The following is a 24,400-nucleotide window of genomic DNA, read 5'->3' as shown; positions in this document are numbered from 1 at the left end:
CCGGACCGAACAAGGAGAGTGACGATGCGCCTGGCCCTGATCGCTGCCCTGATCGCCTGTACCCCGGCAACGGCTGCCGCGCCGTCGGCGTGGCGCAGCCTGTCGAACGGCCGCGACTTTGCCGGCTGGACCGGGTTCAAGGGCGCGCCGGTGCCAACGAAATGGCGGGTTCAGGACGGCGCATTCACCCTTGGCCGCGATGGCGCCGGCGGCGATCTGGTCACCGCGGATAGTTTCGGGGATTTCGAGCTGGAACTGGAATGGAAGATTTCCGCCGGGGGTAACAGCGGCATCCTCTATTTCGTGCGCGAACTGGCCGACACGGATCAGACCTATCTGACCGGCCCGGAAATGCAGGTGCTGGACGATGCCCGCCATGCCGATGGCAAGCTGCCCTCGCACCGCGCCGGTGCGCTCTATGACCTGATCGTCCCCGCCGCGGCCGCCGCCCGGCCGGTCGGTCAGTGGAACAAGGTGCGAATCCTGTCCCGCGACGGGCGGATCGAACACTGGCTCAACGGAAAGCGGGTCGTCGCCACCCGCTATGGCGATCCCGCCTGGAACCGCAGGGTCGCGGAATCGAAATTCGCCGCCATGCCGCATTTCGCGCGCGAACCGCGGGGCAAGATCGCGCTGCAGGATCACGGCGATGCCGTGTGGTACCGCAACATCCGCATCCGCACCTTCTGACGAAGCGGACGGCATCGACACAGCGGGCGACCGTTCGGGGCCGCCCGCTGAGCCGGATCAATAGCCCAGCGCCTTCATCGTGGCATAGCTGAACTCGATGCTGGGAAACTCGTCCGGGCGATAGGGGGTCGCCGCAAAATCGTTCTCGACGAACAGGTGGCGCACGCCCGCCTTGGCGTTCCGCTTGAAGATCGCGGCAAAATCGATGACGCCGGCACCCACGCTCACCATCACCCCGTCCTTGGTGCGATCCTTGACGTGATAGGCGACGATGTCCCCTGCCAGCCGGTCGATCAGCGCATTGACATCCTGGCCCGCGGCAATGGTCCAGAACAGGTCCAGCTCGAACTTCAGCAGCGCGGGGTCGCGCCCGGCGATCATCAGGTCATACAGGCTGCGCCCGTCATGCTTCACCGTGAATTCGAAATCATGGTTGTGATAGGCCAGCTGGATGCCCGCCTTTTTCGACCGCTCGCCAAAACGGTTCAGGCCGGTGATCAGGCCGCGCCATGCCTCTGCCCCGCGCAGCGGCGCTTCGGCATAGGGGACGACGATGACGGATGCGCCCAGCACGCGGGCGCGCTCGATCACCTGATCGGGCTGTTCGACGATCTGCTGATAACCGACATGCAGCGACGGCGCGGTCAGGCCCAGCCGGTCCTGCGTCTTGCGCAGCATGGCCGGGTCCAGCTTGTCATACCCGCCGCCGCCATATTCGATCTCGCGATAGCCGATGGCCGCAACCCGCTCCAGCGCCGCCACAGGATCCTTCTCGAATGCCGCGCGGATGGTGTAAAGCTGCAGACCGACGCCCTTGATCGCGCCGCCTCCGGTTGCCTGCGAAAAGGCGGCCGGGGCCAGTGCGGCGGCCCCGCCGACCGCGACGGCCCCGGCCAGCATCTGACGACGTGTGGTGTTCATATGTCCCTCCCGTTGGACCCGGCCGCCCGGCGGCGCGGATCAATGATCACTTGGCGGCTTCGGCCTTCAGATAGGCGATGATCGCCGCGCGCTTGTTCGCATCGTTGACGCGGATCACCATCTTGGTGCCCGGAACGGTCGCCGCAGGATTCGCCAGATACGCGTCCAGCTTTGCCTCGGTCCAGGTGATGCCCGACTTCTTCAGCGCGGGGCTGTAATTGAACCCGGCGACCGATGCCGCCTTGCGCCCGACCACACCGTTCAGATTGGGACCGACGCCGTTGGCACCGCCCTTGTTCACCGTGTGGCACGCCCGGCACTGGGCGAACGCGGTCTGGCCGGACTGGCCCGGCTGCGCCTGCGTCGCCCCGCCCTGGCTGGCGGCGGTAAAGCCGATGGTCATTGCCGCAGCGATCGCGGCCCCGGAAAGAACGGTCTTCTTCATGTCTGCCTCCATTCGCGCTGGCCCTCCGCAACCTTGTCCCGGTGCGGCGGGTACAGCCTCAAGTCCTTGTCTTCATTGCGCCGGGTTACGGACGCGGGCCTTGCCCTCGCCTGAATATCCCGGTGCCCGCGGGGATCAGTGTCCCCCCTGCCGTGCCAGCCGCTCCACATCGGCCAGCCCGGTCCATTTGTCATTGCCCGCCGAATTGGCGATCGCCGCCTGAACGAACGTCATGGTGCGGATGCCATCGGTGATGCCGGGGAACCAGTCGGGCGATCCGGGTGCCGGCGTCGCGCTTGCCCCGGCATGGATCGACCGGCCGAACGCACGATACAGGTTGGCGAACGCCTCCAGATACCCCTCCGGATGCCCGGATGGGGTGCGCTGGCGCGCGATGGCCAGCGGGTCCAGCCCCGGCCCGCCTGCGCGCAGCGTCTCGACCGGCCGGTCGTGCCAGCGGATGACGAGCGTGTTCGGCTCCATCTGCCGCCACTCCATCCCGCCCTTTTCGCCATAGACGCGGATTTTCAGGCCGTTTTCCTCGCCCGCCGCCACCTGGCTGGTGCGCAGCGTGCCGGTCGCCCCGCCCGCCAGCCGCATCAGCACGGCGACATCGTCGTCCAGCCTGCGGCCCGGCACATGGATGCTCAACTGCGCGCTCACCGCCTCGACCGACAGACCGCTGATATGCTCGGCCAGCTGAAACGCGTGGGTGCCGATATCCCCGATACAGCCGCCAAGCCCCGCACGGGCGGGATCGGTGCGCCACTCGGCCTGTTTCTGTCCGTCCGCATCGATCGCGGTCGACAGCCAGCCCTGCAGATATTCCACCTCGACCAGCCGGATGCGGCCCAGTTCGCCGCGTGCGATCCGCGCCCGCGCCTCGGCCACCAGCGGATAGCCGCTATAGGTAAAGGCCAGGCCATAGAGCCGCCCGGACCGGGCAACCGCCGCCTCGATCTCCAGCGCCTCGGCCAGGTCGAGCGCCATCGGCTTTTCGGAAAAGACGTGAAACCCCGCATCCAGCGCGGCAATGGCCGCCGGCTTGTGCAGATGGTTGGGCGTCACGATGGCCAGCGCCTGCATCCGCTGTTCGGGCGGCAGCGCCTGCTCGCCCGCCAGCATCGCGTCCAGCGTGGGATAGGCGCGGTCCGGGGCCACATGGACGGCCGCTGCCGAGCGGGTGTTGCGGGCGGCATCGCTGCTGAACGCCCCGGCGACCAGGTCCCATTCGCCGTCCATCGCGGCGGCGATGCGGTGGACCGCGCCGATGAACGCGCCCTCGCCGCCACCGACCATGCCATAACGCAGCCTTGGGGTCGCGCCGCTCATTCGCCCGCCTCGTCCAGCTTCAGCGGGCGGACCCAGATGTTGCGGAACGACACCGGCGAATCATGATCCTGCAACTGGATGGGCAGCGAATCGCCATGCGGCTCATAGGTCGCGACCTTGCGCCACACCGTCGTGCCCAGCATCCGCTGGCGATGCTGTACCAGCACACCGTTCAGGAACACGGTGACATAGGCCGGCCGTTCGACCTTGCCCGCGGCATCAAACCGCGGCCGTTCGAACACGATGTCGTAACTTTGCCATTCGCCCGGCTTGCGCGACGGGTTCACCAGCGGCGGTTTCCAGCCATAGATGGACCCCACCGTGCCATCGGCATAGGTCGGGTTCTGATAACCGTCGAGCACCTGCACCTCATATCGCTGCATGAACGATATGCCGCTATTGCCCCGGTCCTGCGACGTGCGCTGGGGCGGGTTGGGGGAACGGAATTCCAGGTGCAGCTGAACGTCGCCGAACCCCTGCTTGCTGATCAGCGTGCTGTCCTTGCCCCCCACGCGCGGCGGCACGGTCAGCGCCCCGTCCTTGACCAGCCACGGGATGCCCGTCGTGGTCCACGCATCGGTCGACTTTCCATCGAACAGCACGACCGCATCCGATGGCGGCGCCCCGACCACCGGGCCGGGTGTCACCACGGTCGGTGCGGGGCGATCGGGATCATGCACGTGCCACTTGCCGCCGGGCAGCATCGGGGTGTCCCGGAACCCGGGCTTGTCCTGCGCCGCGGCCAGGCTGGCCGCCCCCGTCACCGTCAACGCCGTGACGGCCGCGATTGTCCAACGCTTCACATCTTCCTCCTTGTCCGTCCCGCTCAGGCCGGGTTGATCGTGCGATAGGCGGCGATCAGCCGATCCTCGCCCGCACGGCCGGCTACCGAATTGCCATGTTCCATGCCGATCACGCCGGCATAGCTCCGCGCCTTCAGCCAGGCACAGATATTGGCATAGTTGATCTCGCCCGTGCCCGGTTCCTTGCGGCCCGGATTGTCGCCGAATTGCAGATAGGCGATCTGGTCCCAGCACGCTTCCAGCGCGCGGATCAGGTTCCCGGACTGAATCTGCTCATGATATAGGTCCGCCAGCACCTTGACCGACGGGCTGTTCACCGCGGTTGCCAGCGCATAGCCCTGCGCAATGGTCTGCAGGAACACCCGCGGGTGATCGGTGCGGGTGTTCAGCGGCTCCATCACCATCACGATCCCGTGCGGGGCCATGATGTCGGCGGCGCGGCGCATCACCTCGATGATCCGCGCGGTCTGAATGTCCATCGGCACGCGTGGGTCCACGAACCCCGGCACCACCGTCGTCCATTTCGCGTTCAGCCGCTTCGCCACGTCCACCGCCGCACGGATATCGGCCAGAAACGCCTGACGCGGCGCATCGTCCTCGCCGCCCAGCACCGGCTGGAATGTCGACCATTGCGGCAGCGATGCGACGAACACGCCCATCGTCATGCCGTGCCGGGCCAGTGCCCGGGCCATCGCCTCCTGTTCGGCGACGGGCCGCTTGCCTGCCTCGTTATCCTCCCAGCCGCGAAAGCCCTGATCGGCGGCAAAGGCGATCTGATCGATCAGGCTGCCCCTGCTGGCAAAGCTGCCCTGATGCGGCGCAAAATTGAGCGCCAACCTGGCCGCCGATGGCGTCTTGTCCTGCGCCACGGGCAGGGCAGCGGCGGCACCCGCCGCGCCCAGTCCGGTGGCCAGGATCGCCCGGCGGCTAAGGGTCACGCCGCCTCGCCCGCCAGCTGCGCGCGCGTCTTGCCCCGTTCGCGCAGGATCACGATGCCGAACACGACCAGCAGGATCAGCGGCAGGATCGCCAGTCGCTGGAACGATGCCGATGCCGCCAGATCCTCGACCGCCAGCTTCGCCTCGCCGACCAGCGCGGCATAGGCATCCGCCCCGCCGGCAAAGCTGATCTTCGCCTCGTCATACATGGCGCCCAGGCGCGGCAGCACGACATAGCTAGCCAGCGCCCCCGCCGAACCGACCAGACCCATGGCCCAGGCGCCGCCGCGCGGATAGCGTTCCGCCACCGACGCCAGCATGGTCGGCCACATCACACAGACGCCCAGGCCCCAGACGGTCGATGCGGCAATCGCGGCCGCAGGCGACTGGGCCAGCGACAGCATATACAGCCCGATCATGGCCAGCAGGCTGGACAGCCAGAGCAGGCCGGGATTGGAAATCTTGTTCGCCAGACGGCCCGCAAAGTGGCGGAACACGAACATCAGCGCGTTGACGTACACGAGGAGCAGGATGCCCCGCATCCCCACCCGGTTGGTCAGCGCCACGTCGATCCACTGACCGGGAGCCAGCTCCGACGCGGCGGTCAGGAACATGGCGCCGAACCAGATGAAGAAGCTGGGGCGGCGGAACACCTCGCCCATCATCTCGCCGAACGACACCCCGCTCTGCGCGCGCAGCGGCGGCGGGAATCGGGTGGTCGCCGCCATCGCCACGGTGATGATCGCCGGAATGATGGTCAGACCGATGATCGCCTGCCATGGCAGCGCATCGCCCAGGAAAAAGCCCAGCAGCCCGCCGATGATGATGCCGCCGGGGAACCATGCGTGCAGCACGTTCAGCCGGTGGGTCGCCTCTTCGGGATAGATTTGGGCGGTCAGCGGGTTGATAGCCGCCTCGCACAGGCCCCAGCCGATGCCGCTGACCAGCATCCCGAACCACACGATCCAATAGATTGTCATGCCGCTGGCGATGGTGCCGGCCAGTGCGATCGCCGCCGTGCCGATGATGAAGCACAGACCGCTGCCCAGCAGCATCCGCTTCATCCCGATCTGGTCGAGCAGCGCGCTGGTGACGAACAGGGTGATGGCAAAGCCCAGGAACGCCGCGCCCAGCGCGCCCGCGATCAGCTCGCCCGCCTGCAACGGGGCGACGGGGTCGATCCATTCCGTCTTCAGCCCGCCGGCGATCGCCCCGCGCAGCGCCAGTCCGGCAGCGGCGGTAAACAGCGCCATGACGCTCAGCCAGAATAACCGCGACCGATCAAATACGCCTTCGCTCACTGCACCTTCCCCCATCATCGTCTTGTCCATTGTGCGGCCCGCCCCTTGTTCAGCCGTCCAGGCCGAGCAGCTTGCGGTTGACGGCGGGATCGCTGCCCGCCGCGAAATCGTCGAATGCGCGTTCCGGCCGCCGGATCATGTGCGCGGCGATGAATGGTGCGCCTTCCCGCGCCCCGTCCTCCGGGTGCTTCAGACAGCATTCCCATTCCAGAACGGCCCAGCCCTGATAGCCATATTGCGTCAGTTTCGAGAAGATGCCCCCGAAATCGACCTGTCCGTCGCCCAGCGACCGGAACCGGCCCGGCCGGTCCACCCAGTCCTGAAACCCGCCATAGACGCCCGACCGGCCGGTGGGGTTCAGCTCGGCATCCTTCACATGGAACATGCGGATGCGCTCGTGATAAATGTCGATGAACGACAGGTAGTCCAGCGCCTGCAGCACATAATGGCTGGGGTCGAACAGGATGTTGGCGCGCGGGTGATTGTCGACCAGCGCCAGGAACCGCTCATAGGTCACGCCGTCGTGCAGGTCCTCGCCCGGATGGATTTCATAGGCGACATCGACGCCCTGTTCATCGAACGCATCCAGGATCGGCCGCCACCGCTTGGCCAGCTCGCCGAACGCCTCTTCGACCAGCCCCGCCGGCCGCTGCGGCCAGGGATAGAGATAGGGCCAGGCCAGCGCCCCGGAAAAGGTCGCATGGGCGTTCAGGCCAAGGCGGCGGCTGGCCTTTGCCGCCAGATGAAGCTGCTCCACCGCCCATTGCTGGCGCGCCGACGGGTTGCCGCGCACGCCTTCCGGCGCAAAGCCGTCGAACGCGGTGTCATAAGCGGGGTGAACGGCGACCAGCTGACCCTGAAGATGCGTGGACAGCTCGGTGATCTCCACCCCCGCCTCGCGGCAGATACCGGCGATCTCGTCGCAATAATCCTGGCTCTCAGCTGCCTTGGCCAGGTCGATGCAGCGCGGATCCCATGTCGGGATCTGCACGCCCACATAACCCGCCTCGGCCATCCATTTCGCAGCAGAGGCCAGCGTGTTGAACGGCGCTTCGTCCGACATGAACTGCGCCAGGAAAATCGCCGGACCCTTCATCGTGTCTTTGCCTTCTTGCCATTCGGTTCAAATTGCCGGGCCAGTGCCTCCAGCTCGCTGCGCAGCTGCCGGTCCGGCTTGCCCTTGCTGGGGAAAAATTCCAGGCCGATCGGCCCGGCATAGCCTGCCTGCCGCACCGCGGTCAGCACGCGGCCGAAATCCACCTCGCCCGTCCCCGGTTCGTTGCGGGCGGGCGAATCGCCGATCTGGACGTATGCGATCTGGTCGATCCCCTTGCGGAACCGGTCGATCAGGTCGCCCTCGGCCCGCTGCATGTGGAACAGGTCCCAGTTCAGTTTCAGCGCCGGGCTGTTGATCCCGCGCATCACCTTCAGCGCGTCGTCCGATCCGTACAGGAAAAAGCCCAGATGATCGCGCGGGTTGAACGGTTCGACGATCAGCGTCAGCGCCGCCTTTTCCGCCAAGGGCGCAGCCAGCGCCAGCCGGTCCTGATACCGGGCGAGGGCATCGGCATAGCGGACGCCCTCGATCGCCTGATGCCCGACCACAGTGGCCATCCGGGAATTGAGCGTCACGCCGAAATCCAGCGTCTGCTTCACCGCGTCCAGAAACTGCCGCTCGGTCTGGGCGGGATCGGCGATCTTCTGCGGCACGGCGGTGAACTGGACGATCGAAATGCCCGCATCGCGGCACTGGCGCGCAATGGCTGCGGCGTCGCGCTTGGGCGCTTCCACGCCCCAGATCTCGATCTTGTCGAATCCCATCGCGGCCGCCGCGTCGATGCGCTGCTCCAACGGGCGGTCCCGCCACCAGGTATCGACATTGACGGCCCATCCGGACAGGCCCGGGCGGGCCGCCGCCATCGCAATCGATGGCGCCATGCCCGCCGCCACGGCCGCTCCGGCAAGCCCGATGGCCTGCCGCCGCCCGATTATCGGGCGGCCGTCGACGGCGGGGTCGAACGCGTTCGCATCCGGCATCAGATGCGGCCGGCCTTGATCGCCTTGACCGCATGGTCCGACGCGCGGGCGGACAGCGCCATGAAGGTCAGCGACGGGTTGACGCAGGAAATCGACGTCATCTGCGACCCGTCGACGACATAGACATTTTCCGCGTCGTGCAGGCGGCTGTGCTTGTCGGTCACCGACTGGCGCGGATCGGCGCCCATGCGCGCCCCGCCCATTTCGTGGATGCCGTCGCCTGGCACGTGCTCCTGCCGGCCGGAGGTGACGTTGATCAGGCCCGCCGCCTTCAGCATCGCCTCGCCCTGCTGACGCGCATCCTCGATCAGCTTCAACTCGTTCTCGCGGAACGTGACGTTGAACTGCACCTGCGGCATCCCGAACCGGTCCTTCTTGGTCGGGTGCAACGTCATGCGATTGTCTTCATAGGGCAGACATTCGCCGAACGCGGTCATGCCGAACATCCACGGGCCATAGCCGCGCATCCCGTGCTTCATGTCCGCACCAAAGCCCGGCTTCATCAGCGGCGACCGGCTGGCCGAACCCTGATAGCCATAGCCGCGGCGGAAGCCGAGGCCGTCATCACCCTCCAGGTTGCGGAAGCGCGGGATATAGACGCCGCCGGGGCGACGGCCATATTCGATCAGGTCCAGATTGCCCGGCACCTCGCCAGAGGCATGGGTGCGGAAGATATGGTCCATCAGATACCGGCCCAGCGTGCCGCTGGTATCGAAATGGCTCCGCTCGCTGCCCTCGGCGCGCGAATTCATCAGGATCTGCACCGTCGCGGCGGTGGACGCGGCCATCATGATCAGCCGGGCATTGATGATTTCCGCCTGGCCGGTCTGCGTATCGACCACCCGCACGCCGGTCGCCCGCTTCTTCTTGGCGTCATAGATCAGGTTGGTGACCAGCGCATCGGACCGCAGCGTCATCCGGCCGGTCGCCTGCGCGGCCGGCAGCGTCACCGCCTGGCTGGAAAAATACGCGCCAAACGAACAGCCGCGGCCGCACTGATTGCGGAACTGGCACTTGGTCCGGCCCTGATCGGGCTTGTCCTCGGTCATGTTCGACACGCGGCAATTGATCAGCTTGCGGCCCGGATAGGCGCTCTCCAGCTTGCCCTTCAGCCACGTCTCGGCGACGTTCATCGGAATGGGCGGCTGAAACTCGCTGTCGGGCAGATAGGACAGGTTTTCGCGCGAACCCGAAATGCCCGCATATTTCTCGACATAGCTGTACCACGGCTCAAGGTCTTCGTACCGGATCGGCCAGTCCAGCCCGTGCCCGTCGCGCTTGTTCGCCTCGAAATCGATGGGTGCCCAGCGGAACGACCAGCGGCCCCAGATCAGCGACTTGCCGCCCACCGCGCCCGGCCGGATCCAGTAGAACTTGTCCCCGTCCTCGTAGGCATAGGGGTTCAGCCGGTCGTTGTTGTAATGCTTCTTCATGCCCGGCGAGACATAGCCGTGCCGCGCGATGAAATAGTCGCTCTTCAGCTCGCGGGCCGGCATCCGGTCGCGGGCCGGAATCTCGAACGGCGGCTTGCCGTCATAATCGTAATTGCCGTGCTCCACCATCACGCCGCGATCGAGCACCAGGACCTTCAGCCCCTTTTCGGTCAGCTCCTTGGCCGCCCATCCGCCACTGACACCCGATCCCACAACGATCGCGTCATACCGGTTCGTCGTCGCCATCTGCTCTCAAACCTTCTTCATGAATTGCATTTGCGGGCCATTGGCCATCGCGGGGGAAATGGTTCAGGCGGAAAAGACGCGCCCGACTTCGGCATAGGGATAGGCGCCGTCATACTTGCCCGGCACCGGCAGATAGCTGCGCTCCACGGTGACGCCGATTTCCGACGTGTAATATCCCGTAATCACCATCTGCTTCAGCGCGGGGAAAAAGGCGCGGTCGCCCAGCGTGCCGTTCATCGCCTGGGTCAGCAGGCCGTCGAGCTGCGCCGGCTCGATCGCCGTGGCGGGCTTGCCGAAATCCGCACGCGACTTGGCATCGACGGCATCCAGCCCCGCCTTGATCAGCCCTGCCTCGTCCGGCATCGCCCATTCGGCCAGCAACTGCTCGATATAGGCGTGCACTTCGGCGGCCTTTGCCCCCGGCGTGTCGGTCGTCGGAATGATCCGCTCGCCCAGTTCGGCCAGCAGCGCGCGCTGCGCGTCATTGAAGACGGGGGTGTCGGGCATTGCGTGGCCGACCAGCACGCCCGCCGCTTCCGCCCGTGCCAGCGGCGCAAAGACGGATGCACCCAGCGATGCCATCAACCCGCCCAACACCAATCGCCGATCAACCATGCCTCTCTCCCTCATTCCGCCCGGCGCGTCGCCCGATCCTGGAAACCGGGCACATCGTCCTGGCCAAAATCGCCGATATCCATGGTTGACATCATTGTCATACCATCCCGGCCGCACACCGTACTAATACATATGCTTTAGGGCGGTCTGTCCAGCGGGCCAAATGCTATCGTCGGATCGGCAAAAAAGAATTGGTATGCACGACCGGCCTCCGGGGATCGTTCCTGTCGCGTGACGATCCGGTGGCGTCCGTTTTCGTGCGATCGGCATGCCGGATCCCTGCCAAGCCGGGTTGACGGCCGCTGCTGTTCGGCTGATCCATGCCTGACAAGGCTGTCATCAGCAGCCACAGGTCAATGCCGGGGGAAAGGACGCCATGCAGGAAAGCTATGACGCGATCGTCGTCGGATCGGGTGCGGGCGGCGGCATGGCGGCATGGATGCTGACCCGGGCCGGTGCGCGCGTCCTGATGCTGGAGGCTGGCCGGGACTATGACCCGAACGAGGCTCCGATGCTCAGCCCCTCGCGCGATGCGCCGCTGCGCGGGGTGGGCACGCCGGACAAGGATTTCGGTTATTATCTGGCCGCCGTCGATGGTGGATGGGACATTCCGGGCGAGCCCTATACCAAGGCGGAGGGCACCGATTTCCTGTGGTGGCGCAACCGGATGCTGGGCGGCCGCACCAATCACTGGGGCCGCAATTCCTTCCGCATGGGGCCGTATGACTTCAAACCGTTCAGCCGCGACGGGCTGGGGGTGGACTGGCCGGTGTCCTACGAGGAAATGGCGCCCTGGTACGATCGAACCGAAACGGTCGTCGGCGTCTATGGCGACAATCCGGGGCTGGAAAACCATCCGGACAGCGGACCGGGTGTGCTGCACGATCCGCCAAAGCCGCGGGCATGGGAACTGTTCCTGAAATCCGGCGGGGCAAGGGTCGGGATGCCCGTCATTCCCGCCCGCCGCGCCGTGCTGACGCGGCAGGTCGATGATCGCCAGCCCTGTTACTGGGCGTCGGATTGCGGGCGCGGCTGTGCCATCGGCGCGGCGTTTCAGATGACGACCTCGCTGATCCCCTATGCCAGGGCCACCGGCAAGCTGACGGTGCAGACCGACGCCATGGTCTTTGAAGTCATGGTGGATCGCACCGGCAAGGCATCGGGCGTCCGCTATATCGACCGCAAGACCCGCGCCCAGCGCGAGGCAAAGGCCCGCGTCGTCATCCTGTCCGCCAGCACGGGCGAAACCGCCCGCATCCTCCTCAATACCAAGGTTTCGGGCCGGTCGGAGGGGCTGGCCAATTCCAGCGGCCAGGTCGGTCGAAACCTGATGGACACGGTCGGATCGAACCTGTCGGCCAGCTTTCCCGCGCTGGAGGGGCGGCCCCGCTATAACGAGGACGGGGCCATGGGCCTCCATGTCTATGTCCCCTTCTGGCAGTATCAGGAGCAGAAGGCGGGCAAGCTCAATTTCGCGCGCGGCTATCATATTGAACTATATGGCGGGTTCGGCGAACCGGGGATGATGAGCCTGGACGGCTATGGCCCGTCGCTCCGCCGCGACGCCTGGCGCTATTACGGCACCGGCATCGGTTTTGCCCTGCGCGGCGAAATGATCCCCAACGCGCAAAGCTGGTGCGAAATCGATCCGGTGGCCAAGGACAAGTTCGGCATCCCGGTGCTGAAATTCCATTTCGGCCAGACCGATCAGGAGCGCAACATGGTGCAGCATTTCCGACAGGCGGTCGGCGATCTGGTCACTGCCATGGGCGGCCGGCTGCACGACGCGGGGCCAGTCGACCGCAGCCTGGCAAAGGGCGGAGAGATCATTCACGAAGTCGGCACCGCCCGCATGGGCAGCGATCGCCGCACGTCGGTGACTGACAGCTATGGCCGCTGCTGGGATGTCGACAATCTCTATCTGGCGGACGGATCGGTCTTTGCGTCAAAGGCGCACAAGAATCCGACGCTGACGATCATGGCACTCTCCATGCGCACCGCCGATCATGTCGCCACGCGCCTGCGTCAGGGGGAATTGTGATGACCGGACCCGTGATGGATCGCCGCACGACGATCGCCTGGCTCGCGGCAGCGATGGCCAGCCTGCCCGCCGCCGCCAACGGCATGGGGCTTCAGGGGGTGAAATGGCCTTCGGACGCCCTGCCCCCGATCACCGCGCCCGGTTATGGCGGCGATCCCGACCTGCTGGATCCCAAGGTGCCGTGGCCGCTCACCATGACGGCGGCGGAACGCGCGGCGACGACCGCGCTGGTCGACATGATGCTGCCTGCCGAACCCGCCATCGGCGCCAGCGCCGCCTCCGCGCTCGGCGTCCCGGCGTTCGTCGATGAATGGATCAGCGCGCCCTATCCGGCTCAGCAGGGCGACCGGTCGCTGATCGTCCCCGGCCTTGCCTGGATCGATGCCGAAAGCACCGCCCGCTTCGGCAAGCCCTTTGCCGCCGTCACCAATGCCCAGCGCGCCGCGATCTGCGACGACATCGCCTTTCGCGGCCGGGTAAAGCCCGGGCTGGAACAGGCGGCACGGTTCTTCGACCGGGTGCGCTCGATCGCACTGCTCGCCTATTATTCGACCGAAGAGGGCTGGCAACAGATCGGCTATCTGGGCAACACGCCGACCACCGGCCCCTATCCCGGCCCCACGCCAGAGGCGCTGGCCCATCTGCGCGGTGTGCTGGAGAAACTGGGCCTGCCGCCCGTCTGATCGGAAGTAATGGCGCACCCAAGAGGATTCGAACCTCTGGCCTCTGCCTTCGGAGGGCAGCGCTCTATCCAGCTGAGCTATGGGTGCGTGGACAGGCCGGTTAGCAGAGCATTCCGCGCCGCGCCAGCCTGTTTTAGCGGCTTTGTCCTTCCAGCTTCACAGGCTGGAACTGGCCCAGGCCGCACGCGCCCAGCGGCTGCAACCCGGCCGCCTGCACGCTCAGCACGCGGATGATGTCCACCGAACACAGCTGGTTGATCCGCGTCTCATAGGAAAAGCGCCGCTCCGATCCCAGCAACGGACAGCGGTTGGGCAAGGTGTTTCGATACATCTTGCCGCCCAGCATCTCGAAATCGATCACCCGGTCGGACCGGACGTGCGACTGGCGCAGGCGGATGGTCGAGATGCAGTTGACCGGATCGCCCGTCGGGGTCGCGGCGGGGCGGACATCGGCCGCCTGCTGTTCCGCACCGGCCTGATCGCGCGCGGTGGCGCATCCGGCGGTGGTCAGCATCAGTGCGATCGGAATGATGGCACGCATCGTTCAGCCCTCCTTTGCCGTCGTCCTGCGCTTTGCCGCTGGCGGCGGCGTTTTGGGCTTGAACGCACAGAATGCCGCAACGTCGCATCGCCAGCATTCGGGCGTTCTCGCCTTGCAGACATAGCGGCCATGCAGGATCAGCCAGTGATGGGCGTGCAGTCGGAACGGCGCGGGCGTTGCCTTGTCCAGCTTCTTTTCCACCGCCAGCACCGTCTTGCCCTTGGCCAGGCCGGTTCGGTTGCCCACGCGAAAGATATGCGTATCCACCGCGAACGTCTCGGCGCCGAACGCACAGTTCATCACGACATTCGCCGTCTTGCGCCCCACGCCAGGCAACGCCTCCAGCGCATCACGGTCATTCGGCACCTCGCTGCCATGATCGCGGATCAGCGCTTCGGACAGGGCGATGACATTCTTCGCCTTGGCATTGAACAGGCCGATGGTCTTGATATGCTGCTTCAGCCCATCCTCGCCCAGCGCGACCATCTGCTCGGGCGTATGCACCTCGGCGAACAATCGCCGCGTCGCCTTGTTTACCCCCACATCCGTCGACTGCGCCGACAGGACGACCGCGACAAGCAGCTGGAAATGATTGCCATAGGCAAGCTCGGTTTCCGGCGCCGGATTCGCCGCCGCCAGCACCTCGTAAAACGCGATGACGTCCGCTTTCTTCAACGCGCCAGCACGTCCTGCATCGTGTACCGCCCGGCCGCCTTGCCCGTCAGCCACACCGCCCCGCGCACGGCCCCGCGCGCAAAGATCGTGCGGTCATAGGCACGGTGGTTCAGCTCGATCACCTCGTCCGGCCCGGCGATGATGACGCTGTGGTCGCCCGGGATCGATCCGCCGCGCACGCTGGCAAAACCGATCGTCCCCGCCTCCCGCGCGCCGGTCATTCCCATGCGGCCCATCACGCCCGCTGCCGCCACCGTCGTCCCGCGCCCCTCGGCCGCCGCCTCGCCCAGCATCAGTGCGGTGCCCGACGGCGCGTCGCGCTTGGCGCTGTGATGCGCCTCGACGATCTCGATATCCCATCCCTCGCCCAGCCGCGCCGCCGCCTGCCGCACCAGATCGGTCAGCAGCGTGACGCCCAGCGAGGTATTGCCCGTCTGCAGCACCGCAATCTCGGCCGCGGCGGCGTCGATCATCGCATGATGCGCCTCGTCCAGCCCGGTTGTGCCGATCAGGATCGGCTTGCCCGCACCCTGCGCCGCCCGCAGATTGGCCTCAAGCGCGGCGGGGACCGAAAAATCGATGAGCACGTCCGCCACCGCCGCCACCGCCACCGGGTCGCTGCCCGCATCGCCGCGGCCCGCAATGGCCACGCCCATGCGCTCCGCCACCGCCGCGATGGCCAGCCCCATGCGCCCGTCCGCTCCGAAAATGCCGATGCCGGTCATGCACGTCCCTATCTGCTGCGATCGGGGGCGACATAGCAGCGGGGAAAGAACGACCCAAGACCGGATGTTCCCGCCCGTCACCCCGGCCTTGTGCCGGGGTCCAGTCCATTCCTCGCTATTCCGCCTGATGCTGCGCGCTGGATGCCGGAACAACTCCGGCATGACGATGGGCGGAAATATTGGCCGGTTTGCCCCCCGTGCGTCCTGAGCCAGTCGGCGGGCACAGCCCGCCCCGCTCAGCCGATCAGGATCGCGCCCGCCACCGCCATGATCATCAGCGCGAACAGCCGCCGCGCCACACCTGCACGGGCCGCCAGCCACCGCACCATCGGCATCGCCGCCACGGTACCCAGCGCCCCGCCCGCCACCAGCGCGCCGAACAGCGCCCAGTCGACCGACCCGGACAGGGCATAGCTGGCGCTGGTCGCGCCGCCGAACAGGGTCACCGACACCAGGCTGGATGCCGCGGCATTGGCGATCGTCATGCCCGTCGCCGCCATCAGGCCCGGCGCGATCAGGAACCCGCCCCCGATGCCGAAAAACCCGGCGGCCAGCCCCGCGCCCAGCCCCGCCAGCGCCAGTTTCGGCACCATGGCAGGGGACAGGTGCACGGCCGGATCGCCCTCGCTCCTGCGCGGGATCATCATCGACACCGCAATCGCGATCATCGCCAGCGCAAACCAGTTGAGCAGCGCCGCGCCATCGGTGCGCTTGCCGATTTCCGCACCGATCATCGCACCCGCCAGCCCCGCCACAGCAAACACGCTGGCGCACGGCCATTTCACTGTCCCCGACCGTGCCTGTGCCGTCAGGCCGACGGCAGCATTCACCGCCACCGCCGCTGCCGATGTGCCGATCGCCAGATGCGTGTCGGCAACGCCCACGACATAGATCAGCCACGGCGTCGCCAGCACCGACCCGCCCCCGCCGAACAGCGTCAGCAACAGGCCGACCAGCGCCCCGCCCAGCGCCGCCAGCATCAGGGTTTCGGGCGCATCCATCGCATCAGGCCGTCCGGCGGTTCCACGGGGCCAGCATCATCAGGCGTGCCATGCCGCAAAAGCCGGTAACACCCGCAAAGGTCAGGCCAGCGCCGACAAACGCCGCCAGCCCGAACCATCCCGGCGCCACGAGCAGGCCCAGCAGGACACCGATCAGGACCAGCGATCCTGCCGCGATCTGCACCTGCCGCATGATCTCCAGCGGTGCCTTCGCATCGGTGACAACCGGCAGTCCGGCCTGTTCCCACGCATCGACGCCGCCCGCCAGCACATAGGCATTGCCCGGCACCGCGGCGGCCAGCCGGTTGCACGCCCCTGCCGTCCGCATGCCCGTCCGACAGGTAAAGATCGCCTCTGCCCCGGCCGGTGCGGCGAATTGTCCGGCGGACAATGGCCGCGACAGCGCACCCGGCACATGGCGGCGGGCAAACTCGTCCGCTTCCCGAATGTCGATCAGCACGGCCTGCCCGGCATCCATCCGGGCACGGGCCTGTTCGGGGCTCAGGGAAATCAGGGTCATCACACGCACTCCGGGTCGGGGGGACAATAGATCTCGGCCAGCGTGCCCATCACCTTCAGCGCGGCGGGATCGGCGATCCGGTAATGGATCACCTGTCCCTCTCGCCGCGTGGCCAGCACCCCGTCCTCGCGCAGCATCGCCAGATGCTGGGACAGCGCCGACTGGCTGATGCCGACGCGGCGCTGCAATTCGCTCACCGGCAATTCGCCGCCATCGGCCAGCTGGCACAGCACCATCAGCCGCCGTTCATTGGCGAGCAGGCGGAGTAGCGCCGCGGCACGCGAAGCGCTGGCTTCAAACAGGGCGCGGTCGAAACGGGTCAGGTCAAGCATGGCCGAGAGATATCACTTGATTCTAATTTAGCAATCCCTAATATGATGACCAAGGAGACTGCTCATGCCCCCCATCGTCCACGGCTTTTTCGATGCCGCCACCAACACGGTCAGCTATGTCGTGCACGATCCCGCAACCCGCATGGCCGCGATCATCGACCCCGTGCTGGATTTCACGCCCAACAATGGCCGCACCGCGACGGCCAGCGCCGATGCGCTGCTCGCTCATGTCCGCGACCATGGCCTGACGGTGCAGTGGCTGCTCGAAACGCACGCCCATGCCGATCACCTCTCGGCGGCGCACTGGCTGCGCGGACGCACCGGCGCGCCCATCGTCATTGGTGGCCATATCGCTGACGTGCAGCAGATTTTCGCCCCGCTGTTCGACGCGGACGATGTGACCCCGGACGGCAGCGCCTTCGACCGGCTGGTCGGCGATGGCGACACCCTGCCGCTCGGCGATCTGACCATCCATGTGATCCATACGCCGGGCCACACCCCCGCCTGTGTCAGCTATCATGTCGGCGATGCGCTGTTCGTCGGCGACACGCTGTTCATGCCGGACTATGGCACCGCCCGCGCGGACTTTCCCGGCGGCGATGCGGCGATGCTGTATCGCTCGATCCGGCGGCTGCTCGCCCTGCCCCCCGAAACCCGGATGTTCGTCGGCCATGACTATCTGCCGCCCTCGCGTACCGACCATGCGTTTGAAACGACGGTCGGCGATCAGCGCGCGCATAACATCCATGTCCATGACGGGGTCGGCGAGGCGGACTTTGTCGCCATGCGCACCGCCCGCGACGCCCGGCTCGACGCCCCGCGCCTGATCCTGCCTTCCCTGCAAGTGAACATTCGCGCTGGTGCCATGCCGCCGCCCTCGCCCACGGGTCAGGTCTATCTGCGCATCCCCCTCAACGCGATCTGACGGGTCGGGTGCAGGGGACGCTCGCAATGTTGGATTTGGCCTGCTTAACTGCGTCCATGCCCCTGCCGCGCTCCGCCCCCCGCCCCGCCAGTCGCACCGCAGCGAAACCCTCACGCTTGACAGTCGTCCTGCGTGCAAAACCCGTTCAATGTGTCAAAACTGTCAGCCGTCGGCCATGACAAGCGACCTCCGATCCATCGTCATCCTGACCGGGGCTGGCATCTCCGCCGAAAGCGGGATCGCCACCTTTCGCGGCCCCGGCGGCTTGTGGGAGGGGCACCGGGTCGAGGATGTCTGCACACCACACGCGCTGGCCGCAGACCCCGATCTCGTCCACCGGTTCTATGATCTGCGCCGCGCCGCGCTGGCTACCGTCGAACCGAACGCGGCCCACCACGCGCTTGCCCGGCTCGACGCCGAATGGCCCGGCGACCTGCTGCTTGTCACCCAGAATGTCGACGATCTGCACGAACGGGCCGGATCCCGCCGCCTGATCCATATGCATGGCGAGCTGAAATCCGCCCTGTGCGCCGCCTGCGATCATCGCCAGCCGCATCATGGCGACCTGCCGCCGGGTACGCCATGCCCCGCCTGCACAGCACCGGCGCTCCGTCCCGACATCGTGTTCTTCGGCGAAATCCCCTACCGGATGGACGCAATCGAAACCGCGATCCGCGATGCCGATCTGTTCGTTTCCATCGGCACTTCCGGCGCGGTCTATCCGGCTGCGGGCTTTGTCCAGACCGCGCGCTATGTCGGCGCCCGCACGCTGGAAATGAACCTCGATCCCTCGGCGGGCAGCATCTTCTTCCACGAAAGCCGCATGGGGCCCGCCGGCGAACTGGTGCCCGCCTGGGTGGAGGAAATGCTTGGTGCGGCCACCCCGGCCCGCTCATGCTGACCCTGTCGAAGCATGAGCCTGCCGCCCGTCAGCAGCACGCTATCCCCCCAGCGCCTTTTGCCGCCGCCGCTGGACCGAACTGCCGATGCCCATCGCCTCGCGATACTTGGCGACGGTGCGCCGCGCGATGTCGAACCCCTTGGCGTTCAGCATCTCGACCAGCGTGTCGTCGGACAGGATCTTTTTCGGGTCCTCCGCCTGGATCAGCGTGCGGATCGCGGCCTTCACCGCCTCGGCCGAAACGGCGTCGCCGCCGTCCGCCGACTGGATCGCGCTGGTGAAGAAATATTTGAGCTCGAACAGGCCCCGGGCACAGCTCAGATATTTGTTGCTCGTCACGCGGCTGACGGTCGATTCATGCATCTCGATCGCTTCGGCCACCCGCGCCAGCGTCAGCGGGCGCAGATGCGCGACGCCGTGCAGGAAAAACGCCTCCTGCTGCTTCACGATCTCGGTCGCCACCTTGATGATCGTCCGCTGCCGCTGATCCAGCGCCTTGACCAGCCAGTTGGCGCTGGCCAGGCAATCCGACAGCCACGCCCTGCCCGCCTTGTCCTTGCCCGCGCTGCCCGACAATTCGGCATAATAGCTGCGATTGACCAGCAGCCGAGGCAGCGTCGCCGAATTGATCTCGACCGCCCATCCGGCCCCCCGGCGGGAAACGTACACGTCGGGCGTCACCGCCTGTGCCGATTCCCCGCTGTATCGACAGCCGGGCTTTGGGTCATACCCGCGCAATTCGCGGATCATGTCGGCCATGTCCTCGTCATCGACGCCGCACATCCGCTTCAGCTGGGCGATCTGCCCGCGCGCCAGCAGGTCCAGATTGTCGATCAGCCGCGCCATGCACGGATCATAACGGTCCGCCTCCCGCGCCTGGATCGCCAGACATTCGGCCAGATTGCGCGCGCCCACGCCCGACGGATCGAACGTCTGGATGATGGCGAGTACCGCCTCCACCCGGACCAGCGGTACGCCCAGCCGGTTGGCCACGTCCAGCAGCGATACGGTCAGGTATCCGCACTCGTCGATCTGATCGATCAGATGCGCGGCGATGAACAGGTCCGCGCCCGACACCGACTGCCCCGCCTGGGACAACAGGTGATCGGACAGCGAGATATCGGCACCGGCAATCGCATCCAGGTCCGGCCCGTCCTCCGGCCCCGCGCCGCTGACGCCGGATACCGACAGGCCGCCGTCCAGCCCGCCGATGGAATCCGACGCGCTGTCGTGGTGAAACGTCTCGGCCGTGAAATCGACGTCCAGCGCCGCCTCGTCCGCGCCGCCCCCGCTGGCTAGCAGTTCGCTGGCATCGGCCGGGCCGTCGCGCGGTTCGGCCGGATCGACGATCAGTTCGGGCGGCAGCTCGATCTGGCCACCCGACGAGCCATCATCATCGCCTGACTGCGCGTCGAGCAGCGGGTTCTTTTCCAGCTCCTCGGCAATGAACCCCTCGATCTCCAGATTGGACAGCGCCAGCAGGCGGATCGCCTGCTGCAGCTGCGGCGTCATCACCAGCGATTGCGTCTGGCGCAGGTCGAGGCGCGGCGCGAGCGACATTCTAGCTGGACACGGCGCCGGCCCGCTCCCCCACCCGGCCACCCATTTCAGAATATCCTGCCGATGGGTGGCCGGGTGGGGGAGCGGGCTGGCGCCGCCCTCCGGCAAACACATTCACAACGAAAAACCCTCGCCCAGATACAGGCGGCGGACATTGGCATCCGCGACCAGTTCTGCGGGCGATCCGCTGAACAGCACGCGGCCGTCATAGATGATGTAGCCGCGATCGACGATTTCCAGCGTCTCGCGCACGTTGTGATCAGTGATCAGCACGCCGATGCCGCGCGTCTTCAGGTCCTTGACCAGATCGCGGATGTCCGCGATCGAGATGGGGTCGATGCCGGCAAACGGCTCGTCCAGCAGCATGATCGTCGGATTGGCCGCCAGCGCGCGCGCGATTTCCGCCCGCCGCCGCTCCCCGCCGGACAGCGCCATGGACGGGCTGGCGCGCAGCCGGGTCAGCCCGAATTCGTCCAGCAACTGGTCCAGCCGCGCCTGACGCCGGTCCTTGTCCGGCTCGGCCAGTTCCAGCACGGCAAGGATGTTCTTTTCCACCGACAGGCCGCGAAAAATCGACGTTTCCTGAGGCAGATAGCCCAGGCCAAGCACCGCGCGGCGATACATAGGCAGGCCGGTGATATCCGTGCCGTCCAGCAGGATGCGCCCGGCATCCGGCTTCACCAGGCCCATCACCGAATAAAAGCACGTCGTCTTGCCCGCGCCATTGGGACCGAGCAGGCCGATCACCTCGCCCTTGCCGACGTTCAGCGACACATCGGACAGGACGCTGCGCTTGTCATACGCCTTGGCGATCGAAACGACGGACAGACCATCGTCCACGATCTGCTCCGCCTGTTGCGAGGAGACATCGGCCGCAACCGGCGCGACTATGTCGTTCATGCGTTCGTCCGTCCTGCGCTGGCGCGGTTCAGCCCGCGCTTTGTCGAATTGGCAGGAATCCTGCATGATTTGCCGGTTCCTGCCAAGGGGGGATGGCACGCAGCCATGCGAAGGTCCCTGAAATCAGTGTGTCTGCCGCCCCGCATCCGCGCGGGCAGTCCGCTATTTGCGGTCGGGGACCGAGAAACGGCCCGACACGCGGCCACCCGATGTGGTCGTGGTGCCCGGCGCCTTGCTGCTGCCCGACGGCCGCCCGTCGATGACCGCACGGCCGGTGTCCAGATCGATGGTCAGCCGGCCGCCGTTCAGCGTGTTGGTCCCCTGGGTCAGGCGGACATTGCCGACCATGGTGATCCGCCGGGCATTGAGGTCATAGACCGCGAACTGCGCCCGCGCCGTCTGGTCGGGCCGCGTCACCGTCACCCCGCCTGCCGCATCCAGCCGGGATACCTGTGGCGATCCGCCAATCACCTGTCCGGTATAGGCAACCGTCACCCGGTCGGCGTTCAGCTGCATCGTCGCCTGCCGGATCGTCACCCCGCCGGACAGGACGGCGCGGTTCGCCTTGTCCTGCAATTCGATCAGCGCGGCATTGAAATCGATCGGCGCGTTCGAATTGTGCCGCACCTGCCCCTCGGCCGGGGAAATCACCAGCAGGGCCGCACCCAGCATGGCGGCGGCGGACAGGATCGGGATGGCGCGGATCATGACGCGCTATTTCGTGCGTGTCGGATCAATACGCAAGCGCGCATTGCCGCGCAGCGTCACCGTTCGCGCTTCCAGATCGGCGTCCAGGCGGTTTGCGCTGAAATTGCCCATGCGCGTCGTGCCGGTCACCGCGCCGCCGCTCTGCATCTTGCGGGTGCGCAGGTCCACGATCGCATCGCGGGTATCCAGCGAATAGCCATTGGCGGCGCGAAACTGGATCGGGCCGTCGATCGCCACTTTTTGCTGATCAATGTCATACCGGCCGCTCTGCGCAGTCAGTGCCGCCGGCCCGTCCTGCAGGTCGATGCGCGCGGCCAGATCGTCCATCCGCACAATGGGTTCGGATGCGCTTTTCTGGACGGCGGAACCGGCCGTGATCTGGAAACTGCGCCCGCCCTTGTCGGCACCGCGATACTGGGCGCGCTCGATGCGCAGCCGCTCGGGCGCGACATCCACCTTGTTCTTGTCCAGGATGAAGCTGACATCGCCGCCCATCGTCAGCGGGGCCATCACCAGAAACGCCGCCAGCACGCCGATGCCGATCGGCAGCACCGTCTGCAACATGCCAACGACCCGGTCATGGCGCCCGCCCGGCAACGCCCACCGGCTGCGCGCGATGCGGGCGTCCGCTGCCGGGACGATGGCTTCAGACATGGGCAAAGATATCGACCTCTGGCCAGCCGGCCAGGTCCAGCGCCGCGCGGTGCGGCAGGAACTCGAAACAGGCTTGGGCCAGCGCGGTGCGCCCCTCGCGCGCCAGTCGGACGTCAAGCTCCGCCTTCAGCGCGTGAAGATAGCGCACGTCGGATGCCGCATAATCGCGTTGCGCCTCGCTCAGCACCGGGCCGCCCCAGTCGGACGATTGCTGCACCTTGGAAAGCTCCGCGCCAAGCAATTCGCGCACCAGCTCCTTGAGGCCGTGCCGGTCGGTATAGGTTCGCACCAGCCGCGATGCCGTCTTGGTGCAGTAAACGGGCGCGGCGACCACGCCCAGATAATGCTGGATCGCGGCCAGATCGAACCGGGCGAAATGATACAGCTTCACCCGTTCCGGATCGGCCAGCACGGCCTTCAGGTTCGGCGCGGCATAATCGCTGCCCGGATTGAACCGGACCAGATGCTCGTCGCCGGACCCGTCGCTGATCTGGACGACGCACAGCCGGTCGCGCGGCGTGATCAGGCCCATGGTCTCGGTATCGACGGCAACGGCACCGGGACGCAGCACGTCGGCGGGCAGGTCTTCTTCGTGGAAATATACGGTCATGGCGCGGGCCTAATCCTAAACGTGCCGGGGCTCAATGGCGCTCGCCAGCCGCTTCCTTTCGGGCGCGGGATCGGCGGGCCAGGATGTTGAGCGTTTCGACACCCGCCGAAAACGCCATTGCGGCATAGATATATCCCTTGGGCACGTGCACGCCGAACCCATCAGCGATCAGCACCGCACCGATCATCAGCAGGAACCCCAGCGCCAGCATGACGACGGTCGGGTTGGCGTTGATGAATTTGGCCAGCGGATCGGCCGCCACCAGCATCACGGCAACGGTGATGATCACGGCGGTCATCATGATCGGCACATGTTCCGTCATGCCGACTGCGGTCAGGATCGAATCGATGGAAAACACCATGTCGAGCGCGACGATCTGCGCAATCGCGGCCCCAAAACCCAGCGATGCCGGCCCCTTCTTGTCCAGCGCAGAGCCGGACGGTTCGGGATCCATGGTGTGATGCACCTCCTTCGTCGCCTTCCATACCAGGAACAGGCCGCCTGCAATCAGGATCAGGTCGCGCCATGAAAAGGCAGTCTCGAACGCCGGCGCGCCATGTTCATCCAGCGGCCCGACCAGCCCCAGATCGAACACCGGGGTCGTCAGCGAAACGATGAACGCGATCATCGAAAGAAACGCCAATCGCATGACCAGCGCCAGACCAATGCCGATACGCCGCGCCTTTTGTTGCTGATGCACTGGCAACTTGTTCGAAAGAATCGAAATGAAGATCAGATTGTCGATCCCCAGAACGACTTCCAGAACAACCAGCGTGACAAGCGCAGCCCATGCGGCGGGGTCGGTAATCAGCGTGGCGATTTCGGACATTCGATGCTCCCTGTTCGGCTCACCCTGTCGCGCA

Annotated in this window: 27 protein-coding genes and 1 tRNA gene; 5 read left to right on the top strand and 23 right to left on the bottom strand. The window is 66.4% G+C overall.

Annotated features, from left to right (window positions below; all coding sequences use genetic code 11):
• Positions 1–24 precede the first annotated feature (24 nt).
• A complete protein-coding gene (locus tag ACNI3Q_RS12510) occupies positions 25–690 on the top strand; it encodes a 3-keto-disaccharide hydrolase (RefSeq protein WP_426277157.1) in 666 nt (221 codons plus the stop codon).
• Positions 691–747: 57 nt separating this feature from the next.
• On the opposite strand, the gene ACNI3Q_RS12505 is transcribed toward ACNI3Q_RS12510, so the two are convergent.
• The 10 genes from ACNI3Q_RS12505 to ACNI3Q_RS12460 form a co-directional block, all read right to left on the bottom strand.
• Positions 748–1,611, bottom strand: a complete 864-nt coding sequence (locus tag ACNI3Q_RS12505) for a sugar phosphate isomerase/epimerase family protein (RefSeq protein ID WP_426277156.1) — start codon at positions 1,609–1,611, stop codon at positions 748–750.
• Between the two features lie 46 nt (positions 1,612–1,657).
• Positions 1,658–2,056, bottom strand: coding sequence for a c-type cytochrome (locus tag ACNI3Q_RS12500; protein ID WP_426277154.1), 399 nt, complete (start codon positions 2,054–2,056; stop codon positions 1,658–1,660).
• 135 nt (positions 2,057–2,191) lie between these two features.
• The gene (locus ACNI3Q_RS12495; RefSeq protein WP_426277152.1) at positions 2,192–3,388 is read right to left on the bottom strand and encodes a Gfo/Idh/MocA family protein; all 1,197 of its coding nucleotides are present in this window, start codon (positions 3,386–3,388) and stop codon (positions 2,192–2,194) included.
• Positions 3,385–4,191 (bottom strand): 3-keto-disaccharide hydrolase, encoded by an 807-nt coding sequence (locus tag ACNI3Q_RS12490; RefSeq protein WP_426277150.1) that lies wholly within the window; start codon positions 4,189–4,191, stop codon positions 3,385–3,387. The genes ACNI3Q_RS12495 and ACNI3Q_RS12490 overlap by 4 nt, the downstream gene beginning before the upstream one ends.
• Positions 4,192–4,214: 23 nt before the next feature.
• Positions 4,215–5,129 (bottom strand): hydroxypyruvate isomerase family protein, encoded by a 915-nt coding sequence (locus ACNI3Q_RS12485; protein ID WP_426277148.1) that lies wholly within the window; start codon positions 5,127–5,129, stop codon positions 4,215–4,217.
• On the bottom strand, positions 5,126–6,460 hold the full coding sequence (locus tag ACNI3Q_RS12480) for an MFS transporter (RefSeq protein WP_426277146.1): 1,335 nt from the start codon (positions 6,458–6,460) through the stop codon (positions 5,126–5,128). The genes ACNI3Q_RS12485 and ACNI3Q_RS12480 overlap by 4 nt, the downstream gene beginning before the upstream one ends.
• A 19-nt stretch (positions 6,461–6,479) precedes the next feature.
• Positions 6,480–7,526 (bottom strand): sugar phosphate isomerase/epimerase family protein, encoded by a 1,047-nt coding sequence (locus tag ACNI3Q_RS12475; RefSeq protein WP_426277144.1) that lies wholly within the window; start codon positions 7,524–7,526, stop codon positions 6,480–6,482.
• On the bottom strand, positions 7,523–8,467 hold the full coding sequence (locus ACNI3Q_RS12470) for a TIM barrel protein (RefSeq protein WP_426277142.1): 945 nt from the start codon (positions 8,465–8,467) through the stop codon (positions 7,523–7,525). Before ACNI3Q_RS12470 ends, ACNI3Q_RS12475 begins: the two co-directional genes overlap by 4 nt.
• Entirely contained in the window at positions 8,467–10,146 is a 1,680-nt protein-coding gene (locus ACNI3Q_RS12465) for a GMC family oxidoreductase (protein ID WP_426277140.1), read from the bottom strand. The genes ACNI3Q_RS12470 and ACNI3Q_RS12465 overlap by 1 nt, the downstream gene beginning before the upstream one ends.
• A gap of 63 nt (positions 10,147–10,209) precedes the next feature.
• A complete protein-coding gene (locus ACNI3Q_RS12460) occupies positions 10,210–10,761 on the bottom strand; it encodes a gluconate 2-dehydrogenase subunit 3 family protein (RefSeq protein WP_426277138.1) in 552 nt (183 codons plus the stop codon).
• 376 nt (positions 10,762–11,137) lie between these two features.
• On the opposite strand from ACNI3Q_RS12460, the gene ACNI3Q_RS12455 reads away from it, so the two are divergent.
• Positions 11,138–12,802, top strand: coding sequence for a GMC oxidoreductase (locus ACNI3Q_RS12455; protein ID WP_426277136.1), 1,665 nt, complete (start codon positions 11,138–11,140; stop codon positions 12,800–12,802).
• Positions 12,802–13,485 (top strand): gluconate 2-dehydrogenase subunit 3 family protein, encoded by a 684-nt coding sequence (locus ACNI3Q_RS12450; protein ID WP_426277134.1) that lies wholly within the window; start codon positions 12,802–12,804, stop codon positions 13,483–13,485. The genes ACNI3Q_RS12455 and ACNI3Q_RS12450 overlap by 1 nt, the downstream gene beginning before the upstream one ends.
• A gap of 10 nt (positions 13,486–13,495) precedes the next feature.
• Here the strand turns inward: ACNI3Q_RS12450 and ACNI3Q_RS12445 are convergent.
• The 7 genes from ACNI3Q_RS12445 to ACNI3Q_RS12415 all read right to left on the bottom strand — a co-directional run bounded on the left by ACNI3Q_RS12445 (position 13,496) and on the right by ACNI3Q_RS12415 (position 17,279).
• A tRNA-Arg gene (locus ACNI3Q_RS12445) sits at positions 13,496–13,572 on the bottom strand.
• Between the two features lie 46 nt (positions 13,573–13,618).
• On the bottom strand, positions 13,619–14,026 hold the full coding sequence (locus tag ACNI3Q_RS12440) for a hypothetical protein (RefSeq protein WP_426277132.1): 408 nt from the start codon (positions 14,024–14,026) through the stop codon (positions 13,619–13,621).
• 3 nt (positions 14,027–14,029) lie between these two features.
• Positions 14,030–14,701: an endonuclease III gene (nth, locus tag ACNI3Q_RS12435; protein WP_426277130.1), complete on the bottom strand. Its 672-nt coding sequence runs from the start codon at positions 14,699–14,701 to the stop codon at positions 14,030–14,032.
• Positions 14,698–15,426 (bottom strand): 4-hydroxy-tetrahydrodipicolinate reductase, encoded by a 729-nt coding sequence (dapB, locus tag ACNI3Q_RS12430; RefSeq protein WP_426277128.1) that lies wholly within the window; start codon positions 15,424–15,426, stop codon positions 14,698–14,700. Before dapB ends, nth begins: the two co-directional genes overlap by 4 nt.
• A gap of 236 nt (positions 15,427–15,662) precedes the next feature.
• Positions 15,663–16,427 (bottom strand): sulfite exporter TauE/SafE family protein, encoded by a 765-nt coding sequence (locus tag ACNI3Q_RS12425; RefSeq protein ID WP_426277126.1) that lies wholly within the window; start codon positions 16,425–16,427, stop codon positions 15,663–15,665.
• A 4-nt stretch (positions 16,428–16,431) separates the two neighbouring features.
• Positions 16,432–16,947, bottom strand: a complete 516-nt coding sequence (locus ACNI3Q_RS12420; RefSeq protein WP_426277124.1) for a rhodanese family protein — start codon at positions 16,945–16,947, stop codon at positions 16,432–16,434.
• Positions 16,947–17,279 carry an ArsR/SmtB family transcription factor gene (locus tag ACNI3Q_RS12415; protein WP_426277122.1) on the bottom strand — a complete coding sequence of 111 codons (333 nt, stop codon included), beginning with the start codon at positions 17,277–17,279 and terminating at the stop codon, positions 16,947–16,949. The genes ACNI3Q_RS12420 and ACNI3Q_RS12415 overlap by 1 nt, the downstream gene beginning before the upstream one ends.
• 64 nt (positions 17,280–17,343) lie before the next feature.
• Between ACNI3Q_RS12415 and ACNI3Q_RS12410 the strand changes: the two genes are divergently transcribed.
• Positions 17,344–18,204, top strand: a complete 861-nt coding sequence (locus tag ACNI3Q_RS12410) for an MBL fold metallo-hydrolase (RefSeq protein WP_426277120.1) — start codon at positions 17,344–17,346, stop codon at positions 18,202–18,204.
• A 175-nt stretch (positions 18,205–18,379) separates the two neighbouring features.
• Positions 18,380–19,105: an NAD-dependent deacylase gene (locus tag ACNI3Q_RS12405; RefSeq protein ID WP_426277118.1), complete on the top strand. Its 726-nt coding sequence runs from the start codon at positions 18,380–18,382 to the stop codon at positions 19,103–19,105.
• Positions 19,106–19,144: 39 nt separating this feature from the next.
• Here the strand turns inward: ACNI3Q_RS12405 and rpoN are convergent, their stop codons facing one another.
• The 6 genes from rpoN to ACNI3Q_RS12375 all read right to left on the bottom strand — a co-directional run bounded on the left by rpoN (position 19,145) and on the right by ACNI3Q_RS12375 (position 24,366).
• On the bottom strand, positions 19,145–20,665 hold the full coding sequence (gene rpoN / locus ACNI3Q_RS12400; protein WP_426277116.1) for an RNA polymerase factor sigma-54: 1,521 nt from the start codon (positions 20,663–20,665) through the stop codon (positions 19,145–19,147).
• Positions 20,666–20,779: 114 nt separating this feature from the next.
• Entirely contained in the window at positions 20,780–21,565 is a 786-nt protein-coding gene (gene lptB, locus ACNI3Q_RS12395; protein ID WP_426277114.1) for an LPS export ABC transporter ATP-binding protein, read from the bottom strand.
• Between the two features lie 162 nt (positions 21,566–21,727).
• Entirely contained in the window at positions 21,728–22,273 is a 546-nt protein-coding gene (locus tag ACNI3Q_RS12390; protein ID WP_426277112.1) for an LptA/OstA family protein, read from the bottom strand.
• A 6-nt stretch (positions 22,274–22,279) separates the two neighbouring features.
• Positions 22,280–22,927 (bottom strand): LPS export ABC transporter periplasmic protein LptC, encoded by a 648-nt coding sequence (gene lptC / locus ACNI3Q_RS12385; protein WP_426277110.1) that lies wholly within the window; start codon positions 22,925–22,927, stop codon positions 22,280–22,282.
• On the bottom strand, positions 22,920–23,537 hold the full coding sequence (locus tag ACNI3Q_RS12380) for a ribonuclease D (protein WP_426277108.1): 618 nt from the start codon (positions 23,535–23,537) through the stop codon (positions 22,920–22,922). The genes lptC and ACNI3Q_RS12380 overlap by 8 nt, the downstream gene beginning before the upstream one ends.
• Before the next feature lie 31 nt (positions 23,538–23,568).
• Entirely contained in the window at positions 23,569–24,366 is a 798-nt protein-coding gene (locus tag ACNI3Q_RS12375) for a TerC family protein (RefSeq protein ID WP_426277106.1), read from the bottom strand.
• Between the last annotated feature and the right edge of the window lie 34 nt (positions 24,367–24,400).

This window comes from Sphingomonas eleionomae, from assembly GCF_049889035.1.
In the GTDB taxonomy this organism is placed as follows: Bacteria; Pseudomonadota; Alphaproteobacteria; order Sphingomonadales; family Sphingomonadaceae; genus Sphingomonas.
This window is presented reverse-complemented; position numbering and strand designations above follow the sequence as displayed.